Below are 18110 nucleotides of genomic sequence, written 5' to 3'. Positions count from 1 at the left end.
TCAAATGAAAATCATTAATTTATTCATAATGTAAATGTTTTATTGGCTGATATATATCATAGATAGTTTTTAAAATATGCGTAAATATCCTTTAAGTTTACTGAAGGATAAAAATATTGTGACTTTCTTTGATTTCTGGGGAAAAAACCGACGTGGCGAGAAAGAGGGTATCGACGACTATCACCTTCTTTGCTGGCATTTGCTGGATGTGGCCGCAATGGGCTATTTAATGGTTAAAAGAAATTGCTTCGGGCTGGCTGATTATTTTCGTCAATTAGGGATTTCTGACAAGGAACAGGCAGCTCGATTTTTCGCCTGGTTGCTGTGCTGGCACGATATTGGAAAATTTGCCCGCTCTTTTCAACAACTTTACCTGCCCCCTGAATTCAAGATTCAGGAAGGTGCCAGAAAAAATTACGAAAAAATCTCTCATTCAACGCTGGGCTACTGGTTGTGGAATCATTATTTAAGTGAATGTCAGGAGTTACTTCCTTCATCTTCGCTCTCTCCGCGCAAACTTAGGCGAGTGATAGAAATGTGGATGCCCGTGACGACAGGGCATCATGGTCGGCCCCCTGATCGTATGGATGAATTGGATAATTTTCTGCCTGAAGACAAAGCTGCAGCACGAGATTTTCTCCTTGAAATCAAGCCACTGTTTCCGCGAATAGAGATCCCCACATTCTGGGATGATGACGAGGGCGTTGAACTTATAAAACAACTTTCCTGGTATATCTCTGCAACCGTCGTACTTGCAGACTGGACAGGGTCGTCAACGCGATTTTTTCCACGCGTCGCACAGGCAATGGATATTGAAGATTACTGGCAAAAGGCTTTAGTTCAGGCTCAAAACGCATTAACCGTCTTTCCGCCACAAGCAGAAACCGCGCCTTTCACCGGAATTAATACGCTGTTTCCTTTTATTGAGAATACGACACCGTTACAGCAAAAGGTGCTGGATCTGGATATCAATCAGCCAGGACCACAGTTGTTTATTCTGGAAGATGTGACCGGCGCAGGTAAAACAGAAGCGGCGCTTATCCTGGCGCACAGGTTGATGGCTGCGGGTAACGCTCAGGGGCTGTTTTTTGGCCTGCCAACAATGGCAACGGCCAATGCCATGTACGATCGACTGGTCAAAACCTGGCTTGCTTTCTATTCGCCAGAGGTGTTCCCCGCTCCAGCGGAGATAAACCGGCGCAATACGGTGCGGTTTTCCCGGAAGTAAACCGGACGCACTGGATGCGATGATGGGTATCACTTAGAATTCCCCGCCCCTGCGGTAGAACTCCCAGCTCCCATTTTCAAACCCATCAAGACGCCTTCGCCAGCTCCTTCACCAACGGTAGCATTATCCGCATAACGTCACGGCAGCGACGTTCTATTCTTCCAGGAAGTGCCTTATCAATATGTTGTTGATTATCCAGTCTTACGTCATGCCAGCTATTTCCCGCCGGGAAGGCAGGTGTTTTTGCGCGTTGCTGATAACCATCCTTATTTCCAAGATTCCAGTTAGTCGCTTCCACCGAAAGTACAGCAATGCCCGCTTTGTCGAATATTTCTGCGTCATTACAACCCCCAGTGCCTTTCGGATAATTTTTATTCAAACCCGGATTGGTCGTTGCGGCTATTCCGTGACTGCGTGCAATTGCCAGCGCCCTGTCGCGCGTTAATTTCCTTACTGCTTTAGGGGTTTTTACACCGCTGTTGAAATACAATTTATCGCCAACAATTAAGTTATCGAGATTAATCACCAGCAGCGTATTTTTCTTTTCGGTGTCACTCATCCGCTTGAGTAAATTCTCAGCGCCTAATTTTCCTTCCTCTTCGCCGCTGGTCGCCACAAATCGAATACCATACTCGGTAGGCGTATTTTTCAGGCGTTCTGCCAGTTCCAGCATGACACCTAAACCTGCGGCGTTATCATCTATTCCTTGTAACGTCAGTCCGCCGAGATTGGCATCTGCGTCAGCATCGCTCAGCGGGGCGTAAGTATCCAGATGCGCCATAATGATGATCTGCTGCGGCGCTTTGCCTTCATGAGCGGCAATCACCGTACTTCCTGTCACGTTATGCCAGTTCTTGCGATTATCGCGGGCGGTATAAATATACCGACTATTAAATGTCCGAATATCACTGCGATAACCCATTTGCTGAAACTGTTGGCGAATATAATCGGCAGATAACATTTCTGCTGGAGTTCCGGTCATGCGTCCCGGAAAGAAAGTAGCAATATGTCGTGCCTGGGTATTAGCAAAATCGCCAGGTTTAGGTGACGAGGCGTGTACGGGGAGAATAAAGCATACGCCGAGCGCCAGGGCAGCGGTACGGTGGCGCAATGCGGAAAACATAGTGAGTCCTTAAATACCATGCAAATTTTTTTACCGCCATAGTATGAAACTGCCGCTGCGCTAAAACAATTTCAAATCTTCCTAAACGCCCGAAATCCGGTGCCTTAAGCACTTTTTGATATTAGCTTTGCCAAATCGTTATTCCGTTAAGGAACTACTCATTCTAATTGGTAATTTCATTCGTTCTCTTACGCTCCCTATAGTCGAAACATCTGATGGCAAGAAAATAGCGGTATTGCAAAGGAACGGTTATGGCTCAAAAACGACTTACTCACCTGCGGCAACTGGAGGCGGAAAGCATCCACATTATTCGCGAGGTGGCGGCAGAATTCTCAAATCCGGTGATGCTCTACTCTATCGGTAAAGATTCCAGCGTCATGCTGCATCTGGCGCGCAAGGCGTTTTATCCAGGTACGCTGCCTTTCCCGTTGCTGCATGTCGATACCGGCTGGAAATTCCGCGAGATGTATGAGTTCCGCGATCGTACGGCGAAAGCCTACGGCTGCGAGCTGCTGGTGCATAAAAACCCGGAAGGCGTGGCGATGGGGATTAATCCATTCGTGCACGGCAGCGCGAAACATACCGATATTATGAAAACTGAAGGCCTGAAACAGGCGCTGAACAAATACGGTTTTGATGCCGCCTTCGGTGGTGCGCGCCGTGACGAAGAGAAATCCCGCGCTAAAGAGCGAATCTACTCTTTCCGTGACCGCTTCCATCGCTGGGATCCGAAAAATCAGCGCCCGGAGCTGTGGCACAACTACAACGGGCAAATTAACAAAGGCGAAAGCATCCGCGTCTTCCCGCTCTCTAACTGGACCGAGCAGGATATCTGGCAATACATCTGGCTGGAAAATATCGACATTGTGCCGCTGTATCTCGCTGCGGAACGTCCGGTTCTGGAACGCGACGGTATGTTGATGATGATTGATGACAACCGTATCGACCTGCAACCGGGCGAAGTGATCAAAAAACGGATGGTGCGTTTCCGTACGCTGGGCTGCTGGCCGCTGACCGGTGCGGTGGAGTCAAATGCACAAACACTGCCGGAAATCATCGAAGAGATGCTGGTTTCCACCACCAGTGAACGTCAGGGTCGCGTGATTGACCGCGACCAGGCGGGATCCATGGAGCTGAAAAAACGTCAGGGGTATTTTTAAGATGAACACCGTACTTGCACAACAAATCGCCAATGAAGGCGGCGTCGAAGCCTGGATGATTGCGCAACAACATAAAAGCCTGCTGCGTTTTCTGACCTGTGGTAGCGTCGATGACGGCAAAAGTACCCTGATTGGTCGTCTGCTGCACGATACCCGCCAAATCTACGAAGATCAGCTCTCATCGCTGCATAACGACAGTAAGCGTCACGGAACCCAGGGCGAAAAGCTGGATCTGGCTCTGCTGGTGGACGGCCTGCAAGCTGAGCGCGAACAGGGCATCACTATTGATGTGGCCTACCGCTATTTCTCTACCGAGAAGCGTAAATTTATTATCGCCGACACCCCAGGGCACGAGCAGTACACTCGCAATATGGCGACTGGCGCATCGACATGTGAACTGGCGATCTTACTGATTGATGCCCGTAAAGGCGTGCTCGATCAAACCCGTCGTCACAGTTTTATCTCCACACTGTTGGGGATCAAACATCTGGTCGTGGCGATCAACAAAATGGATCTGGTGGATTACAGTGAAGAGACGTTCACCCGTATTCGTGAAGATTATCTGACCTTTGCCGGGCAGCTGCCGGGTAATCTGGATATCCGCTTTGTGCCGCTCTCCGCACTGGAAGGTGACAACGTGGCTTCGCAAAGTGAAAGTATGCCGTGGTACAGCGGTCTGACACTGCTCGAAGTGCTGGAAACCGTGGAGATCCAGCGAGTGGTGGATGCCCAGCCAATGCGCTTCCCGGTGCAGTACGTTAACCGCCCAAATCTCGATTTTCGTGGCTACGCCGGAATGCTGGCATCCGGTCGCGTGGAAGTCGGGCAACGTGTAAAAGTGCTGCCCTCTGGTGTGGAATCAAACGTCGCGCGGATCGTGACTTTTGATGGTGATCGCGAAGAAGTCTTTGCCGGAGAAGCGATCACCCTGGTGCTGACGGATGAGATCGATATCAGCCGTGGTGATCTGCTGCTGGCGGCAGACGAAGCGTTACCGGCGGTGCAGAGTGCGTCGGTGGATGTGGTATGGATGGCGGAACAGCCGCTTTCCCCGGGCCAGAGTTATGACATCAAAATTGCCGGTAAGAAGACGCGTGCTCGTGTTGATGGCATTCGTTATCAGGTTGATATTAATAACCTTACCCAACGCGAAGTTGAAAACCTGCCGCTGAACGGCATCGGCCTGGTGGATCTCACTTTTGACGAGCCACTGGTGTTAGATCGCTATCAGCAAAATCCGGTTACCGGTGGGCTGATTTTTATCGATCGCCTGAGCAATGTGACCGTGGGTGCCGGTATGGTGCACGAGCCAGTTAGCCAGGCAACAGCTGCGTCATCTGAATTCAGTGCATTCGAACTGGAATTGAATGCCCTGGTTCGTCGCCACTTTCCGCACTGGGGCGCGCGCGATTTGCTGGGGGATAAATAATGGCGCTGCATGACGAAAACGTCGTCTGGCATAGTCATCCGGTCACTGTGCAACAACGCGAACTACACCACGGTCATCGTGGTGTAGTGCTGTGGTTTACCGGCCTCTCCGGGTCCGGTAAATCAACGGTCGCCGGGGCGCTGGAGGAGGCGTTACATAAACTCAGCGTCAGTACGTATCTGCTGGATGGCGACAATGTTCGCCACGGATTATGCAGCGATCTCGGTTTTAGCGATGCCGATCGTAAAGAGAATATCCGTCGCGTCGGTGAAGTGGCGAATTTGATGGTTGAAGCCGGACTGGTGGTGCTGACCGCATTTATCTCGCCACACCGCGCCGAACGCCAGATGGTTCGCGAACGCGTAGGAGAAGGGCGCTTTATTGAAGTGTTTGTCGATACGCCGCTGGCGATTTGCGAAGCCCGCGATCCAAAAGGCTTATATAAGAAAGCGCGTGCCGGTGAACTGCGCAACTTTACGGGAATAGATTCCGTTTACGAAGCGCCTGAATCGGCAGAAATTCATCTCAATGGTGAACAATTAGTAACAAATTTGGTACAGCAATTATTAGATCTGTTGAGACAGAACGATATTATCAGATCCTGAGACACCACCGGGTTTCCATGCCCGGTTCGTCAAAGTAACAGGATCAAATATGCGTAATAGCCATAACATTACACTAACAAATAACGACAGCCTTACTGAGGATGAAGAAACTACATGGTCACTGCCTGGTGCCGTGGTCGGTTTTATCTCCTGGTTATTTGCGCTGGCGATGCCGATGTTGATTTATGGCTCTAACACGCTGTTCTTCTTTCTCTACACCTGGCCTTTCTTTCTGGCACTGATGCCTGTCGCGGTAGTGGTGGGGATTGCGCTGCATTCATTGATGGACGGAAAGCTACGCTACAGTATTGTTTTCACCCTGGTGACAGTAGGCATTATGTTTGGCGCACTGTTTATGTGGCTACTGGGCTAATTTGTACTTTCTTGTCTCCTCTGTTCATAATTCAAACCGTAACTAATAATGAGATTATGTTCTGCACGCCCTGGGTATACGTAACAATGGGCAAATGTGGTACATTTGCCCGCGTTGTCGCGGTATCCCCAACAGAGGATGTAGAGTCGTCTTCGGATGCATGGGATGATGATGCAGTTTTTCAGGGGGCAGGATGGGTAAACTAACGCTGCTGTTGCTGGCTATTCTGGTCTGGCTACAGTATTCGCTGTGGTTCGGTAAGAACGGTATACATGACTATACCCGCGTCAATGATGATGTGGCGGCACTGCAAGCTACAAACGCGAAACTTAAAGCGCGAAACGATCAACTTTTTGCCGAAATTGACGATCTCAATGGCGGCCAGGAGGCGCTCGAAGAGCGTGCGCGTAATGAACTCAGCATGACCAGGCCGGGCGAAACTTTTTATCGTCTGGTGCCTGACGCGTCGAAGCGCGCACAGTCTGCGGGGCAAAACAATCGATAAATCAGCCCGGGAATTAACATGGCAACCACTCATTTGGATGTTTGCGCCGTGGTTCCGGCGGCCGGATTTGGCCGTCGAATGCAAACGGAATGTCCTAAGCAATATCTCTCAATCGGTAATCAAACCATTCTTGAACACTCGGTGCATGCGCTGCTGGCGCATCCCCGGGTGACACGTGTCGTCATTGCCATAAGTCCTGGCGATAGCCGTTTTGCACAACTTCCTCTGGCGAATCATCCGCAAATCACCGTTGTAGATGGCGGTGATGAGCGTGCCGATTCCGTGCTGGCAGGTCTGAAAGCCGCTGGCGATGTGCAGTGGGTATTGGTGCATGACGCCGCTCGTCCTTGTTTGCATCAGGATGACCTTGCGCGATTGTTGGCGTTGAGCGAAACCAGCCGCACGGGAGGGATCCTCGCCGCACCAGTGCGCGATACTATGAAACGTGCCGAACCGGGCAAAAATGCCATTGCTCATACCGTTGATCGCAACGGCTTATGGCACGCGCTGACGCCGCAATTTTTCCCTCGTGAGCTGTTACATGACTGTCTGACGCGCGCTCTAAATGAAGGCGCTACCATTACCGACGAAGCCTCGGCGCTGGAATATTGCGGATTTCATCCGCAGTTGGTCGAAGGCCGCGCGGATAACATTAAAGTCACGCGCCCGGAAGATTTGGCACTGGCCGAGTTTTACCTCACCCGAACCATCCATCAGGAGAATACATAATGCGAATTGGACACGGTTTTGACGTACACGCCTTTGGCGGTGAAGGCCCAATTATCATTGGTGGCGTACGCATTCCTTACGAAAAAGGATTGCTGGCGCATTCTGATGGCGACGTGGCGCTTCATGCGTTGACCGATGCATTGCTTGGCGCGGCGGCGCTGGGGGATATCGGCAAACTGTTCCCGGATACCGATCCGGCATTTAAAGGTGCCGACAGCCGCGAGCTGCTACGCGAAGCCTGGCGTCGTATTCAGGCGAAGGGTTATACCCTTGGCAACGTCGATGTCACTATCATCGCTCAGGCACCGAAGATGTTGCCGCACATTCCACAAATGCGCGTGTTTATTGCCGAAGATCTCGGCTGCCATATGGATGATGTTAACGTGAAAGCCACTACTACGGAAAAACTTGGATTTACCGGACGTGGGGAAGGGATTGCCTGTGAAGCGGTGGCGCTACTCATTAAGGCAACAAAATGATTGAGTTTGATAATCTCACTTACCTCCACGGTAAACCGCAAGGCACCGGGCTGCTGAAAGCCAATCCGGAAGACTTTGTGGTGGTGGAAGATTTGGGCTTTGAGCCTGATGGTGAAGGTGAGCATATTCTGGTTAGAATCCTCAAAAACGGCTGCAATACCCGTTTTGTGGCGGATGCACTGGCGAAATTCCTGAAAATTCATTCCCGTGAAGTCAGCTTCGCTGGGCAAAAAGACAAACATGCTGTAACGGAACAGTGGTTATGTGCTCGCGTGCCGGGCAAGGAAATGCCCGATCTGAGCGCCTTTCAACTGGAAGGCTGCCAGGTGCTGGAGTATGCGCGGCACAAGCGCAAGCTGCGTTTAGGGGCGCTGAAAGGTAACGCCTTTACCCTGGTTCTGCGCGAAGTGAGCAATCGCGATGACGTTGAACAACGTCTGATCGATATTTGCGTAAAAGGTGTACCGAACTACTTCGGTGCCCAACGTTTTGGGATTGGCGGTAGCAACTTGCAGGGCGCGCTGCGCTGGGCGCAAACCAATACTCCGGTGCGCGATCGCAATAAACGGAGTTTTTGGTTGTCGGCAGCCCGCAGTGCGTTGTTTAATCAGATTGTTGCTGAGCGCCTCAAAAAAGCAGACGTTAATCAAGTTGTTGACGGCGATGCGCTACAATTAGCCGGACGTGGTAGCTGGTTTGTAGCAACCACCGAAGAACTGGCGGAATTACAGCGTCGCGTCAACGATAAAGAGCTGATGATAACCGCCGCATTGCCGGGCAGTGGCGAATGGGGAACTCAGCGTGAAGCGCTGGCATTCGAACAAGCAGCTGTCGCCGCAGAAACTGAATTACAAGCTTTACTGGTGCGCGAAAAAGTTGAAGCCGCGCGCAGAGCGATGCTGCTGTATCCGCAACAATTAAGCTGGAACTGGTGGGATGACGTCACCGTAGAGATCCGTTTCTGGCTTCCGGCGGGTAGTTTTGCAACCAGCGTTGTCAGGGAACTTATCAACACAACAGGTGATTATGCGCATATTGCTGAGTAATTATGACGGGGTACATGCACCCGGTATACAAACGCTGGCGAAAGCCTTGCGTGAGTTTGCTGACGTTCAGGTGGTCGCCCCCGATCGTAACCGCAGCGGCGCTTCAAATTCTCTGACACTGGAATCCTCCCTGCGCACGTTTACCTTTGAAAATGGTGATATTGCTGTGCAAATGGGAACCCCGACCGATTGTGTCTATCTTGGCGTGAATGCTCTGATGCGTCCGCGCCCGGACATTGTTGTGTCCGGAATTAACGCCGGGCCGAATCTGGGGGATGATGTTATTTATTCCGGTACGGTAGCCGCCGCGATGGAAGGCCGTCATTTAGGTTTTCCGGCGCTGGCCGTCTCGCTTGACGGGCATAAACATTACGACACTGCCGCGGCGGTAACCTGTTCAATTTTGCGCGCACTGTGTAAAGAGCCGCTGCGCACCGGACGTATTCTTAATATTAACGTTCAGGATTTACCCTTGGATCAAATCAAAGGTATTCGCGTGACGCGCTGCGGTACACGACATCCGGCAGATCAGGTGATCCCGCAGCAAGATCCGCGCGGCAATACGCTGTACTGGATTGGCCCGCCGGGCGGTAAATGTGATGCCGGTCCGGGGACCGATTTTGCTGCGGTAGATGAGGGCTATGTCTCCATCACGCCGCTGCATGTGGATTTAACTGCGCATAGCGCGCAAGATGTGGTTTCAGACTGGTTAAACAGCGTGGGAGTTGGCACGCAATGGTAAGCAGACGCGTACAAGCACTTCTGGATCAATTACGTGCGCAAGGTATTCAGGATGAGCAGGTGCTGAATGCACTTGCCGCCGTGCCGCGTGAAAAATTCGTTGATGAAGCGTTTGAACAAAAAGCCTGGGACAATATCGCCTTGCCGATAGGTCAGGGGCAGACAATTTCGCAGCCGTATATGGTGGCGCGAATGACCGAATTACTCGAGCTGACGCCGCAGTCGCGGGTGCTGGAAATTGGCACTGGTTCGGGATATCAAACGGCAATCCTGGCGCATCTTGTCCAGCATGTTTGCTCGGTTGAACGGATTAAAGGCTTGCAGTGGCAGGCACGTCGCCGCCTGAAAAATCTTGATTTACATAATGTTTCAACCCGTCATGGTGATGGATGGCAAGGTTGGCAGGCACGTGCGCCGTTTGACGCTATCATTGTTACGGCGGCACCGCCGGAAATTCCAACTGCGCTAATGACGCAGCTGGACGAAGGCGGGATTCTCGTCTTACCCGTAGGGGAGGAGCACCAGTATTTGAAACGGGTGCGTCGTCGGGGAGGCGAATTTATTATCGATACCGTGGAGGCCGTGCGCTTTGTCCCTTTAGTGAAGGGTGAGCTGGCTTAAAACGTGAGGAAATACCTGGATTTTTCCTGGTTATTTTGCCGTAGGTCAGCGTATCGTGAACATCTTTTCCAGTGTTCAGTAGGGTGCCTTGCACGGTAATTATGTCACTGGTTATTAACCAATTTTTCCTGGGGGATAAATGAGCGCGGGAAGCCCAAAATTCACCGTTCGCCGCATTGCGGCTTTGTCACTGGTTTCGCTATGGCTGGCAGGCTGTTCTGACACTTCAAATCCACCGGCACCGGTCAGCTCCGTTAATGGCAATGCGCCTGCAAATACTAATTCTGGTATGTTGATTACGCCGCCGCCGAAAATGGGGACGACGTCTACAGCGCAGCAACCGCAAATTCAGCCGGTACAGCAGCCACAAATTCAGGCTACTCAACAACCGCAAATCCAGCCAGTGCAGCCAGTAGCTCAGCAGCCGGTACAGATGGAAAACGGACGCATCGTCTATAACCGTCAGTATGGGAACATTCCGAAAGGCAGTTATAGCGGCAGTACCTATACCGTGAAAAAAGGCGACACACTTTTCTATATCGCCTGGATTACTGGCAACGATTTCCGTGACCTTGCTCAGCGCAACAATATTCAGGCACCATACGCGCTGAACGTTGGTCAGACCTTGCAGGTGGGTAATGCTTCCGGTACGCCAATCACTGGCGGAAATGCCATTACCCAGGCCGACGCAGCAGAGCAAGGAGTTGTGATCAAGCCTGCACAAAATTCCACCGTTGCTGTTGCGTCGCAACCGACAATTACGTATTCTGAGTCTTCGGGTGAACAGAGTGCTAACAAAATGTTGCCGAACAACAAGCCAACTGCGACCACGGTCACAGCGCCTGTAACGGTACCAACAGCAAGCACAACCGAGCCGACTGTCAGCAGTACATCAACCAGTACGCCTATCTCCACCTGGCGCTGGCCGACTGAGGGCAAAGTGATCGAAACCTTTGGCGCTTCTGAGGGGGGCAACAAGGGGATTGATATCGCAGGCAGCAAAGGACAGGCAATTATCGCGACCGCAGATGGCCGCGTTGTTTATGCTGGTAACGCGCTGCGCGGCTACGGTAATCTGATTATCATCAAACATAATGATGATTACCTGAGTGCCTACGCCCATAACGACACAATGCTGGTCCGGGAACAACAAGAAGTGAAGGCGGGGCAAAAAATAGCAACCATGGGTAGCACCGGAACCAGTTCAACACGCTTGCATTTTGAAATTCGTTACAAGGGGAAATCCGTAAACCCGCTGCGTTATTTGCCGCAGCGATAAATCGGCGGAACCAGGCTTTTGCTTGAATGTTCCGTCAAGGGATCACGGGTAGGAGCCACCTTATGAGTCAGAATACGCTGAAAGTTCATGATTTAAATGAAGATGCGGAATTTGATGAGAACGGAGTTGAGGTTTTTGACGAAAAGGCCTTAGTAGAATAGGAACCCAGTGATAACGATTTGGCCGAAGAGGAACTGTTATCGCAGGGAGCCACACAGCGTGTGTTGGACGCGACTCAGCTTTACCTTGGTGAGATTGGTTATTCACCACTGTTAACGGCCGAAGAAGAAGTTTATTTTGCGCGTCGCGCACTGCGTGGAGATGTCGCCTCTCGCCGCCGGATGATCGAGAGTAACTTGCGTCTGGTGGTAAAAATTGCCCGCCGTTATGGCAATCGTGGTCTGGCGTTGCTGGACCTTATCGAAGAGGGCAACTTGGGGCTGATCCGCGCGGTAGAGAAGTTTGACCCGGAACGTGGTTTCCGCTTCTCAACATACGCAACCTGGTGGATTCGCCAGACGATTGAACGGGCGATTATGAACCAAACCCGTACTATTCGTTTGCCGATTCACATCGTAAAGGAGCTGAACGTTTACCTGCGAACCGCACGTGAGTTGTCCCATAAGCTGGACCATGAACCAAGTGCGGAAGAGATCGCAGAGCAACTGGATAAGCCAGTTGATGACGTCAGCCGTATGCTTCGTCTTAACGAGCGCATTACCTCGGTAGACACCCCGCTGGGTGGTGATTCCGAAAAAGCGTTGCTGGACATCCTGGCCGATGAAAAAGAGAACGGTCCGGAAGATACCACGCAAGATGACGATATGAAGCAGAGCATCGTCAAATGGCTGTTCGAGCTGAACGCCAAACAGCGTGAAGTACTGGCACGTCGATTCGGTTTGCTGGGGTATGAAGCGGCAACACTGGAAGATGTAGGTCGTGAAATTGGCCTCACCCGTGAACGTGTTCGCCAGATTCAGGTTGAAGGCCTGCGCCGTTTGCGCGAAATCCTGCAAACGCAGGGGCTGAATATCGAAGCGCTGTTCCGCAAGTAAGTAAGCATCTGTCAGAAAGGCCAGTCTCAAGCGAGGCTGGCCTTTTTCTTTTGTTTGGGAAGCTTGTGTTTTTGTCGCCTGGATAAGACACGTCAGCGTCCTACCCGGCAATCAGCATTCTATGTGCTCATCATCTTGCGCACCAACTGCATAAACAGCTCCTGCTCTTCTCCACTCAAACGCCCCAAAAATTCCTCATCCACGCTGTCACCAATAGGTATCGCCGCAGCAAGTAGCTTTTCTCCTTCGGCAGTCAGCCAGACAAAGCGTCGCCGCTTGTCAGCGACGTCATGTTCACGTCTGACTAAGCCACGATTTTCCATTCTTGCCAACATTTCTGCTAGCGTTGCTTTGGTGCTGACTGCTGCTTCTATCAGTGCCACCTGTTCAATACCAGGTTTATCAGCAATGGCGCGCATCACCGCGTACTGTGGTTTGGTCAGGTCAGGTAACTCGTGCTGCCAGCGAGCCGTGTGCTGCTGAAAAAGCTGTCGTAACTGATGGAACGCTTTATTTCGTAACGCCATGTAAACTCCGGGCTAATTCTCTGTCGCTATCATAGCGGTTTTTTAGTGACGAAGAAGATGTTGTTACTTTTCAATCCTTGCCGCTGTGGAAATGAAGGAGTATGTTAATAATAACGTTCGTATACGAATAATTAAGAGAATAAGCAATGAAACTGATCGTCGGGATGACAGGGGCTACCGGTGCGCCTCTTGGTGTGGCATTACTGCAAGCGCTGCGTGAGATGCCGAATGTCGAGACTCATCTGGTGATGTCGAAGTGGGCGAAAACCACCATTGAACTGGAAACGCCTTACAGCGCTCGCGATGTTGCTGCCCTCGCAGACTTCAGCCATAACCCGGCGGATCAGGCGGCGATCATCTCATCCGGTTCTTTTCGTACCGACGGCATGATCGTTATTCCGTGCAGTATGAAAACGCTCGCCGGTATCCGCGCTGGTTACGCCGATGGCCTGGTAGGGCGCGCGGCGGACGTCGTGCTCAAAGAAGGCCGCAAACTGGTGCTGGTGCCGCGTGAAATGCCGCTTAGCACCATCCATCTCGAAAATATGCTCGCACTTTCACGCATGGGCGTGGCGATGGTGCCGCCGATGCCTGCCTTTTATAACCATCCCGAAACGGTAGATGACATTGTCCACCATGTGGTAGCCCGCGTGCTGGATCAATTTGGCCTCGAACATCCCCACGCCAGGCGCTGGCAAGGATTGCCGCAGGCCCGGAATTTTTCTCAGGAGAATGAATAATGGCATTTGATGATTTACGCAGCTTTTTACAGGCGCTTGATGACCACGGCCAGTTACTGAAAATCAGCGAAGAAGTGAACGCTGAGCCGGATCTGGCAGCAGCAGCTAACGCCACCGGGCGTATCGGCGACGGCGCGCCCGCGCTGTGGTTTGATAATATTCGCGGCTTTACCGATGCCCGCGTGGCGATGAATACCATCGGTTCCTGGCAGAACCACGCGATTTCCCTTGGCCTGCCACCAAACACCCCGGTCAAAAAGCAGATTGATGAGTTTATCCGCCGCTGGGATAACTTCCCGATTGCCCCGGAGCGCCGCGCCAATCCAGCCTGGGCGCAGAACACCGTCGATGGCGAAGAGATCAACCTGTTCGATATTCTGCCGCTGTTTCGCCTGAATGATGGCGATGGCGGTTTCTATCTCGACAAAGCGTGCGTGGTTTCCCGCGATCCGCTCGACCCGGATAACTTCGGCAAGCAGAACGTCGGCATCTACCGCATGGAAGTGAAGGGCAAGCGTAAGCTCGGCCTGCAACCGGTGCCGATGCACGATATCGCCCTGCATCTGCATAAAGCAGAAGAGCGCGGTGAAGATCTGCCGATTGCGATCACGCTCGGTAACGATCCGATCATCACGCTGATGGGGGCCACGCCGCTGAAATACGATCAGTCTGAGTATGAAATGGCAGGCGCGCTGCGTGAAAGCCCGTACCCGATCGCCACCGCTCCGCTGACCGGTTTTGATGTGCCGTGGGGTTCAGAAGTGATCCTCGAAGGGGTTATCGAAAGCCGTAAACGCGAAATCGAAGGGCCGTTCGGTGAGTTTACCGGGCACTACTCCGGTGGGCGCAACATGACCGTGGTGCGCATCGATAAAGTCTCTTATCGCAGCAAACCGATTTTCGAATCACTCTATCTCGGTATGCCGTGGACCGAAATCGACTACCTATGACTAGGTAATTTATTCAAGATAACCGGGAAGAGATTAAAAAAGACGGGAATAGATTGGAATCAACAAGTTAGGAACTCAAGGTTTTCAAGATAAAGCGAGTCCAAAAATGTTAAACGGTTCGATATCAATAAAACATTCAAGATAACTCACAGGTTCTTACAATAGCCTTTAAAGACCGTTCAAAAACGATTCAGGTGTTTATTATAGCGCTGATGGGTGCAAGCGCCAAAACCAATGTAATTTTAGCACAGCTAGGCACTTGCACTGGGTTATGCGCTGGCTGCTTTCTGAGGTAGATTTAAGTGATCGCCCTTAGCTTCGGACAACGCGTAAATCTCTCTAACCTTTTCGTCTGGCAAATTACCAAGGCTTAACGCTATGGCTCTACGAACTCCAACTAGAGCGTGCAACTCTTGGATGTGCTCATCCAGAAGAATGAGTAATTGCTCCGCTCCTTTTCTCCCAAGAACATCAGCTACTTGTTGTTTTTCTTGTGGTTTAAGAAATGACAAGAACATTAGAATTTGAGCATCAACATTATCCGCATTCTCTTTTTTGGGTTCTTTGGAATCTTTTAGTTCAACATCACCCTCTCCCGTCATGAGCCATTCCAAGGTAACATTTTCGCTTTCTGCTATCTTTTTTAACTGATACGGGCGTGGTATCGGTGCGTAATCCCGCCTGTTGTAATAATTTTTTAAAGTGCCTTCATTGATCCCCCATGCCCGAGCAGCCGCATTTCTTGAAGGGTATCGTTCTACTAACCTAAAGATTCTTTCGATAATCGGTTCTTTTCCATCGGCAGGAAAAGAACCTTGGGGTGCTTTTCTCATTCTTGGTTCCTTTCTATCTAATTCATTGATAAATAATAAAATTAAAAAATAAACCATAAAAACACCAAAGAACCCTTTGCAGGGAATCTTTGGTATCTTAATCTTTATCCATACGGATATCCGACCGGATATCCGCGCGGGTAATTTTGTAGGTTAAAGGAAAGATGAGACAAAGAGAAGATAGTGACCGCGATTGGCCTTCGCTGAAGATTCAGCTGGCGCTCAAAGATAACGGGTGGTCTTCCTTCCGGGAGCTTTCACTCCATGCTGGTTATGCTCAGGATTCACTGAAAGCGGTAGTTCGCACACCAAACAAAAAATACGAACGCGTAATTTCTGACGCTATAGGTGTACCGCCAGAAATCATCTGGCCCAGCCGGTATCGTAACGATGGATTTATCAGGAAGGCGTCGTGATATGCAGTCGTACGTTACCGTAAATGACCTGCTCGGCGTACCAGGAATGCCAGCCACCACAAAAGGCATCCGACAGGCGTTACAGCGTTTTTCTCGTGATCTTGGTGACGTTAGTCGCCGTCGGGAAGGCACAAAAGCCATTGAGTACCACATTGATTGTCTGCCTGAAATAACACGAAAGGCACTGCGTGAACGCTATGTGGAACAGCTGGTGGCTACAGAGAACAATGTTTCTGAAGTGAAAGCTGTTACCAGAAAAACACGCAATCCTGACGCTGTCCAGGCAATCGAAGCATATCGCGGTTCTCCACAACTGATGGAAGAACGCCTGAATGCGCTGACCGAAAACCAGCGCTGGGTATCTGAAGCAAGAGCTGCGCTGGTGGTGGAAGTGCTGAAGCTGGAAAGCGCCGGTAACCCCGGGCGACTGAAAGCCATTAACTTTCTTGTTGAAAAAGCCCGTAAAGGTGAGCTGCCGGAGCGCCTGCAACAGGCCGCAGTTAACGCCAATGCAAAACGTGGCGCTAATCGTACTATCAGCCGCGATCCACTTTACCAGTGGGTTCTGAAATACAACCAGTCGCAGAACGCCGCCGAACGGCTGCTGTTACTGGCACCGGGAAAACGCGACGAAATAAAACCGGAAGAAATCAGCTGGCTGCCTGAATTTCTGGCGCAGTATCGCCAGGTGAACGGCAGACCCATGTCAGAAGCCTACGAGGATTTTGTCGCAGAATGGCAGCGTCGCCATGCGGACGAACCGTACATGCTGGAGGTGATGCCTTCCTATGATGTTGTCCGGTATGCCATGAAAAAACTGCCGGAAGTGGTGAAACAAAAAGGGCGCGTTACCGGCAGTGAATACCGTCAGCTTGAAGGATTCACCCGCCGCGACTGGACAGCTATGCCGGTGAATTATGTCTGGATTGGTGACGGTCACGGTATGAAGCTGAAATGTGCGCATCCGATCCACGGGCGTCCATTCTCACCGGAAGTCACGTTTGTGATCGATGGTGGAACACGGTTTGTTGTTGGCTGGAGTCTTGACCTTGCCGAAAACGTGTTCGCCGTTGCCGGTGCGATACAGCACGGCATTCGCAACCACGGAAAACCGTTCCTGTATTACTCGGATAACGGTTCCGGTGAAACGGCTGACATGCTGGACAAAGAGGTCGTGGGTATTCTGCCACGCCTGGGGATTAAACACCCTACCGGTATTGCCGGTAATCCACAGGGACGCGGCATTATTGAACGCCTGAACCGGACACTGCCGATGCGTATAGCCAGGAGGTATCGCACCTATTTTGGCAAGGGTGCTGACCGGGAATCGTTGCGTGTACTTAACCGTGATCTGCGTTCAGCGTTTAACGCCCTGCAACAGGACAAGCCTCTGAACGACCGCCAGAAAGCGGCAATGCGCGAGCTGCCATCGTGGGCGGAGCTTATTGAGGCTATTCGTGAAGGCGTGGAATGGTACAACAACCGCCCGCATTCTGAGCTGCCGATGAAACCGAACGGACGGCATTACAGCCCGACAGAGTTCAGAAAAAAACGCCAGGCAGAAGAAGACACCGAAATTGAGTGGCTGAGTGATCTTGAGCTGCGCGACATGTTCCGCCCAATGGTGGAACGACCGGTAAGACGCTGCGAAATTCAGTGGCTGAACAATATTTACTACGCGCCGGAGTTGCGTGACGAACACGGTCGCAAAGTGCTTATCAGTTATGACATTCATGACGCCGAGCGAATTACGGTACGTCGCAAGGACGGCAGCTTTATCTGTGAGGCGATATGGAACGGCAATAAACGCGCAGCCTTTGCTGTCAGTGCTGAATATCACAAACAACAGCAGCGTATTAAAGGAATGCGCAAACGCGCTGAGGAAAAAATTCGTGATGCTGAAGATGAAGGTATTCAGATTCTGGAACACAAACAGGCTGAACCCTGGCTGAGTAATGTTTATCGCCCGGTTGGTAATGTGGTGGCAGTTCAGCAACCGGAATATGAAGAAGAGCATGACGAAGAATTTGAACGCGATTTCCGGCTGGGGATGCAAAAACTTTTTGCCATGCAGGAAGAAGATGATCCGCTGGCCTGAATAAAAAAACAGTCCGCGGGAACGGACTGTTAAATAAAGGAAACAAAGCTGATTTGAAATAACCGAGGAAATACTATGACTGATATTGATGATGTTTGAGGTGTACTGGCAATAGCGGACACTACCATTTGTTCTTTTTTTAAGCAGCCATCTGATGATATTTTTCCCTGAAG

17 protein-coding genes and 3 pseudogenes are annotated in these 18110 nt (G+C 51.0%); 17 read left to right on the top strand and 3 right to left on the bottom strand.

The features are described 5' to 3' along the window. Nucleotides 1-76 precede the first annotated feature (76 nt). A pseudogene (locus ABZJ92_RS11930) lies at nucleotides 77-1180 on the top strand (CRISPR-associated endonuclease Cas3''); the annotation flags it as partial. Nucleotides 1181-1313: 133 nt separating this feature from the next. Here the strand turns inward: ABZJ92_RS11930 and iap are convergent. Then, entirely contained in the window at nucleotides 1314-2351 is a 1038-nt protein-coding gene (iap, locus tag ABZJ92_RS11925; RefSeq protein ID WP_353765438.1) for an alkaline phosphatase isozyme conversion aminopeptidase, read from the bottom strand. A gap of 251 nt (nucleotides 2352-2602) precedes the next feature. Between iap and cysD the strand changes: the two genes are divergently transcribed. The 12 genes and pseudogenes from cysD (at nucleotide 2603) to rpoS (ending at nucleotide 12373) form a co-directional block, all read left to right on the top strand. Beyond that, nucleotides 2603-3511 carry a sulfate adenylyltransferase subunit CysD gene (cysD, locus tag ABZJ92_RS11920; RefSeq protein ID WP_000057623.1) on the top strand — a complete coding sequence of 303 codons (909 nt, stop codon included), beginning with the start codon at nucleotides 2603-2605 and terminating at the stop codon, nucleotides 3509-3511. A 1-nt stretch (nucleotide 3512) separates the two neighbouring features. Beyond that, a complete protein-coding gene (gene cysN / locus ABZJ92_RS11915; protein WP_001098971.1) occupies nucleotides 3513-4940 on the top strand; it encodes a sulfate adenylyltransferase subunit CysN in 1428 nt (475 codons plus the stop codon). Then, the gene (gene cysC, locus ABZJ92_RS11910) at nucleotides 4940-5545 is read left to right on the top strand and encodes an adenylyl-sulfate kinase (protein ID WP_001173678.1); all 606 of its coding nucleotides are present in this window, start codon (nucleotides 4940-4942) and stop codon (nucleotides 5543-5545) included. Before cysN ends, cysC begins: the two co-directional genes overlap by 1 nt. A 49-nt stretch (nucleotides 5546-5594) precedes the next feature. Continuing rightward, on the top strand, nucleotides 5595-5918 hold the full coding sequence (locus ABZJ92_RS11905) for a DUF3561 family protein (RefSeq protein WP_001246107.1): 324 nt from the start codon (nucleotides 5595-5597) through the stop codon (nucleotides 5916-5918). Between the two features lie 193 nt (nucleotides 5919-6111). Next, nucleotides 6112-6423: a cell division protein FtsB gene (ftsB, locus tag ABZJ92_RS11900; protein ID WP_000517472.1), complete on the top strand. Its 312-nt coding sequence runs from the start codon at nucleotides 6112-6114 to the stop codon at nucleotides 6421-6423. 18 nt (nucleotides 6424-6441) lie between these two features. Then, nucleotides 6442-7152: a 2-C-methyl-D-erythritol 4-phosphate cytidylyltransferase gene (gene ispD, locus ABZJ92_RS11895; protein ID WP_000246155.1), complete on the top strand. Its 711-nt coding sequence runs from the start codon at nucleotides 6442-6444 to the stop codon at nucleotides 7150-7152. Next, nucleotides 7152-7631: a 2-C-methyl-D-erythritol 2,4-cyclodiphosphate synthase gene (gene ispF / locus ABZJ92_RS11890; protein ID WP_001219242.1), complete on the top strand. Its 480-nt coding sequence runs from the start codon at nucleotides 7152-7154 to the stop codon at nucleotides 7629-7631. The genes ispD and ispF overlap by 1 nt, the downstream gene beginning before the upstream one ends. Further along, a complete protein-coding gene (gene truD / locus ABZJ92_RS11885) occupies nucleotides 7628-8677 on the top strand; it encodes a tRNA pseudouridine(13) synthase TruD (RefSeq protein ID WP_000568962.1) in 1050 nt (349 codons plus the stop codon). The genes ispF and truD overlap by 4 nt, the downstream gene beginning before the upstream one ends. Next, a complete protein-coding gene (gene surE / locus ABZJ92_RS11880) occupies nucleotides 8658-9419 on the top strand; it encodes a 5'/3'-nucleotidase SurE (protein ID WP_011069490.1) in 762 nt (253 codons plus the stop codon). Before truD ends, surE begins: the two co-directional genes overlap by 20 nt. Further along, nucleotides 9413-10039, top strand: coding sequence for a protein-L-isoaspartate O-methyltransferase (pcm, locus tag ABZJ92_RS11875; protein ID WP_000254708.1), 627 nt, complete (start codon nucleotides 9413-9415; stop codon nucleotides 10037-10039). Before surE ends, pcm begins: the two co-directional genes overlap by 7 nt. 184 nt (nucleotides 10040-10223) lie before the next feature. Continuing rightward, a complete protein-coding gene (gene nlpD, locus ABZJ92_RS11870) occupies nucleotides 10224-11318 on the top strand; it encodes a murein hydrolase activator NlpD (protein WP_306174120.1) in 1095 nt (364 codons plus the stop codon). 62 nt (nucleotides 11319-11380) lie between these two features. Continuing rightward, a pseudogene (rpoS, locus tag ABZJ92_RS11865) lies at nucleotides 11381-12373 on the top strand (RNA polymerase sigma factor RpoS). Between the two features lie 119 nt (nucleotides 12374-12492). Here rpoS and ABZJ92_RS11860 read toward each other — a convergent pair. Beyond that, on the bottom strand, nucleotides 12493-12900 hold the full coding sequence (locus ABZJ92_RS11860) for a MarR family winged helix-turn-helix transcriptional regulator (RefSeq protein ID WP_001208075.1): 408 nt from the start codon (nucleotides 12898-12900) through the stop codon (nucleotides 12493-12495). 146 nt (nucleotides 12901-13046) lie between these two features. On the opposite strand from ABZJ92_RS11860, the gene ABZJ92_RS11855 reads away from it, so the two are divergent. Beyond that, nucleotides 13047-13640 carry a non-oxidative hydroxyarylic acid decarboxylases subunit B gene (locus ABZJ92_RS11855; protein ID WP_000767718.1) on the top strand — a complete coding sequence of 198 codons (594 nt, stop codon included), beginning with the start codon at nucleotides 13047-13049 and terminating at the stop codon, nucleotides 13638-13640. Further along, nucleotides 13640-14587, top strand: a pseudogene (locus ABZJ92_RS11850) (UbiD family decarboxylase); the annotation flags it as partial. The gene ABZJ92_RS11855 and the pseudogene ABZJ92_RS11850, both read left to right, overlap by 1 nt. A 272-nt stretch (nucleotides 14588-14859) precedes the next feature. Here the strand turns inward: ABZJ92_RS11850 and ABZJ92_RS11845 are convergent. Further along, the gene (locus tag ABZJ92_RS11845; protein ID WP_001224024.1) at nucleotides 14860-15423 is read right to left on the bottom strand and encodes a helix-turn-helix domain-containing protein; all 564 of its coding nucleotides are present in this window, start codon (nucleotides 15421-15423) and stop codon (nucleotides 14860-14862) included. A gap of 164 nt (nucleotides 15424-15587) precedes the next feature. Between ABZJ92_RS11845 and ABZJ92_RS11840 the strand changes: the two genes are divergently transcribed. Further along, nucleotides 15588-15839 (top strand): helix-turn-helix domain-containing protein, encoded by a 252-nt coding sequence (locus ABZJ92_RS11840; protein WP_001249841.1) that lies wholly within the window; start codon nucleotides 15588-15590, stop codon nucleotides 15837-15839. A gap of 1 nt (nucleotide 15840) precedes the next feature. Further along, on the top strand, nucleotides 15841-17937 hold the full coding sequence (locus ABZJ92_RS11835; RefSeq protein ID WP_001192434.1) for a Mu transposase C-terminal domain-containing protein: 2097 nt from the start codon (nucleotides 15841-15843) through the stop codon (nucleotides 17935-17937). The last annotated feature ends 173 nt before the right edge of the window (nucleotides 17938-18110 follow it).

Source organism: Shigella sp. FJ200513, assembly GCF_040495915.1.
Taxonomy (GTDB): Bacteria; Pseudomonadota; Gammaproteobacteria; order Enterobacterales; family Enterobacteriaceae; genus ECMA0423.
The sequence above is the reverse complement of the archived record's forward strand: the minus strand, read 5'-3'. Positions and strand labels throughout refer to the sequence as shown.

Excerpts from the sequence above, each read along its gene's own strand:
- ABZJ92_RS11860 (WP_001208075.1), bottom strand. The coding sequence starts at position 12,900 with ATGGCGTTACGAAATAAAGCGTTCCATCAGTTACGACAGCTTTTTCAG.
- ispF (WP_001219242.1), top strand. The coding sequence starts at position 7,152 with ATGCGAATTGGACACGGTTTTGACGTACACGCCTTTGGCGGTGAAGGC.
- iap (WP_353765438.1), bottom strand. The coding sequence starts at position 2,351 with ATGTTTTCCGCATTGCGCCACCGTACCGCTGCCCTGGCGCTCGGCGTA.
- ABZJ92_RS11855 (WP_000767718.1), top strand. The coding sequence starts at position 13,047 with ATGAAACTGATCGTCGGGATGACAGGGGCTACCGGTGCGCCTCTTGGT.
- surE (WP_011069490.1), top strand. The coding sequence starts at position 8,658 with ATGCGCATATTGCTGAGTAATTATGACGGGGTACATGCACCCGGTATA.
- pcm (WP_000254708.1), top strand. The coding sequence starts at position 9,413 with ATGGTAAGCAGACGCGTACAAGCACTTCTGGATCAATTACGTGCGCAA.
- truD (WP_000568962.1), top strand. The coding sequence starts at position 7,628 with ATGATTGAGTTTGATAATCTCACTTACCTCCACGGTAAACCGCAAGGC.
- cysD (WP_000057623.1), top strand. The coding sequence starts at position 2,603 with ATGGCTCAAAAACGACTTACTCACCTGCGGCAACTGGAGGCGGAAAGC.
- cysC (WP_001173678.1), top strand. The coding sequence starts at position 4,940 with ATGGCGCTGCATGACGAAAACGTCGTCTGGCATAGTCATCCGGTCACT.
- ABZJ92_RS11835 (WP_001192434.1), top strand. The coding sequence starts at position 15,841 with ATGCAGTCGTACGTTACCGTAAATGACCTGCTCGGCGTACCAGGAATG.
- ABZJ92_RS11845 (WP_001224024.1), bottom strand. The coding sequence starts at position 15,423 with ATGAGAAAAGCACCCCAAGGTTCTTTTCCTGCCGATGGAAAAGAACCG.
- ABZJ92_RS11905 (WP_001246107.1), top strand. The coding sequence starts at position 5,595 with ATGCGTAATAGCCATAACATTACACTAACAAATAACGACAGCCTTACT.
- ispD (WP_000246155.1), top strand. The coding sequence starts at position 6,442 with ATGGCAACCACTCATTTGGATGTTTGCGCCGTGGTTCCGGCGGCCGGA.
- ABZJ92_RS11840 (WP_001249841.1), top strand. The coding sequence starts at position 15,588 with ATGAGACAAAGAGAAGATAGTGACCGCGATTGGCCTTCGCTGAAGATT.
- ftsB (WP_000517472.1), top strand. The coding sequence starts at position 6,112 with ATGGGTAAACTAACGCTGCTGTTGCTGGCTATTCTGGTCTGGCTACAG.
- cysN (WP_001098971.1), top strand. The coding sequence starts at position 3,513 with ATGAACACCGTACTTGCACAACAAATCGCCAATGAAGGCGGCGTCGAA.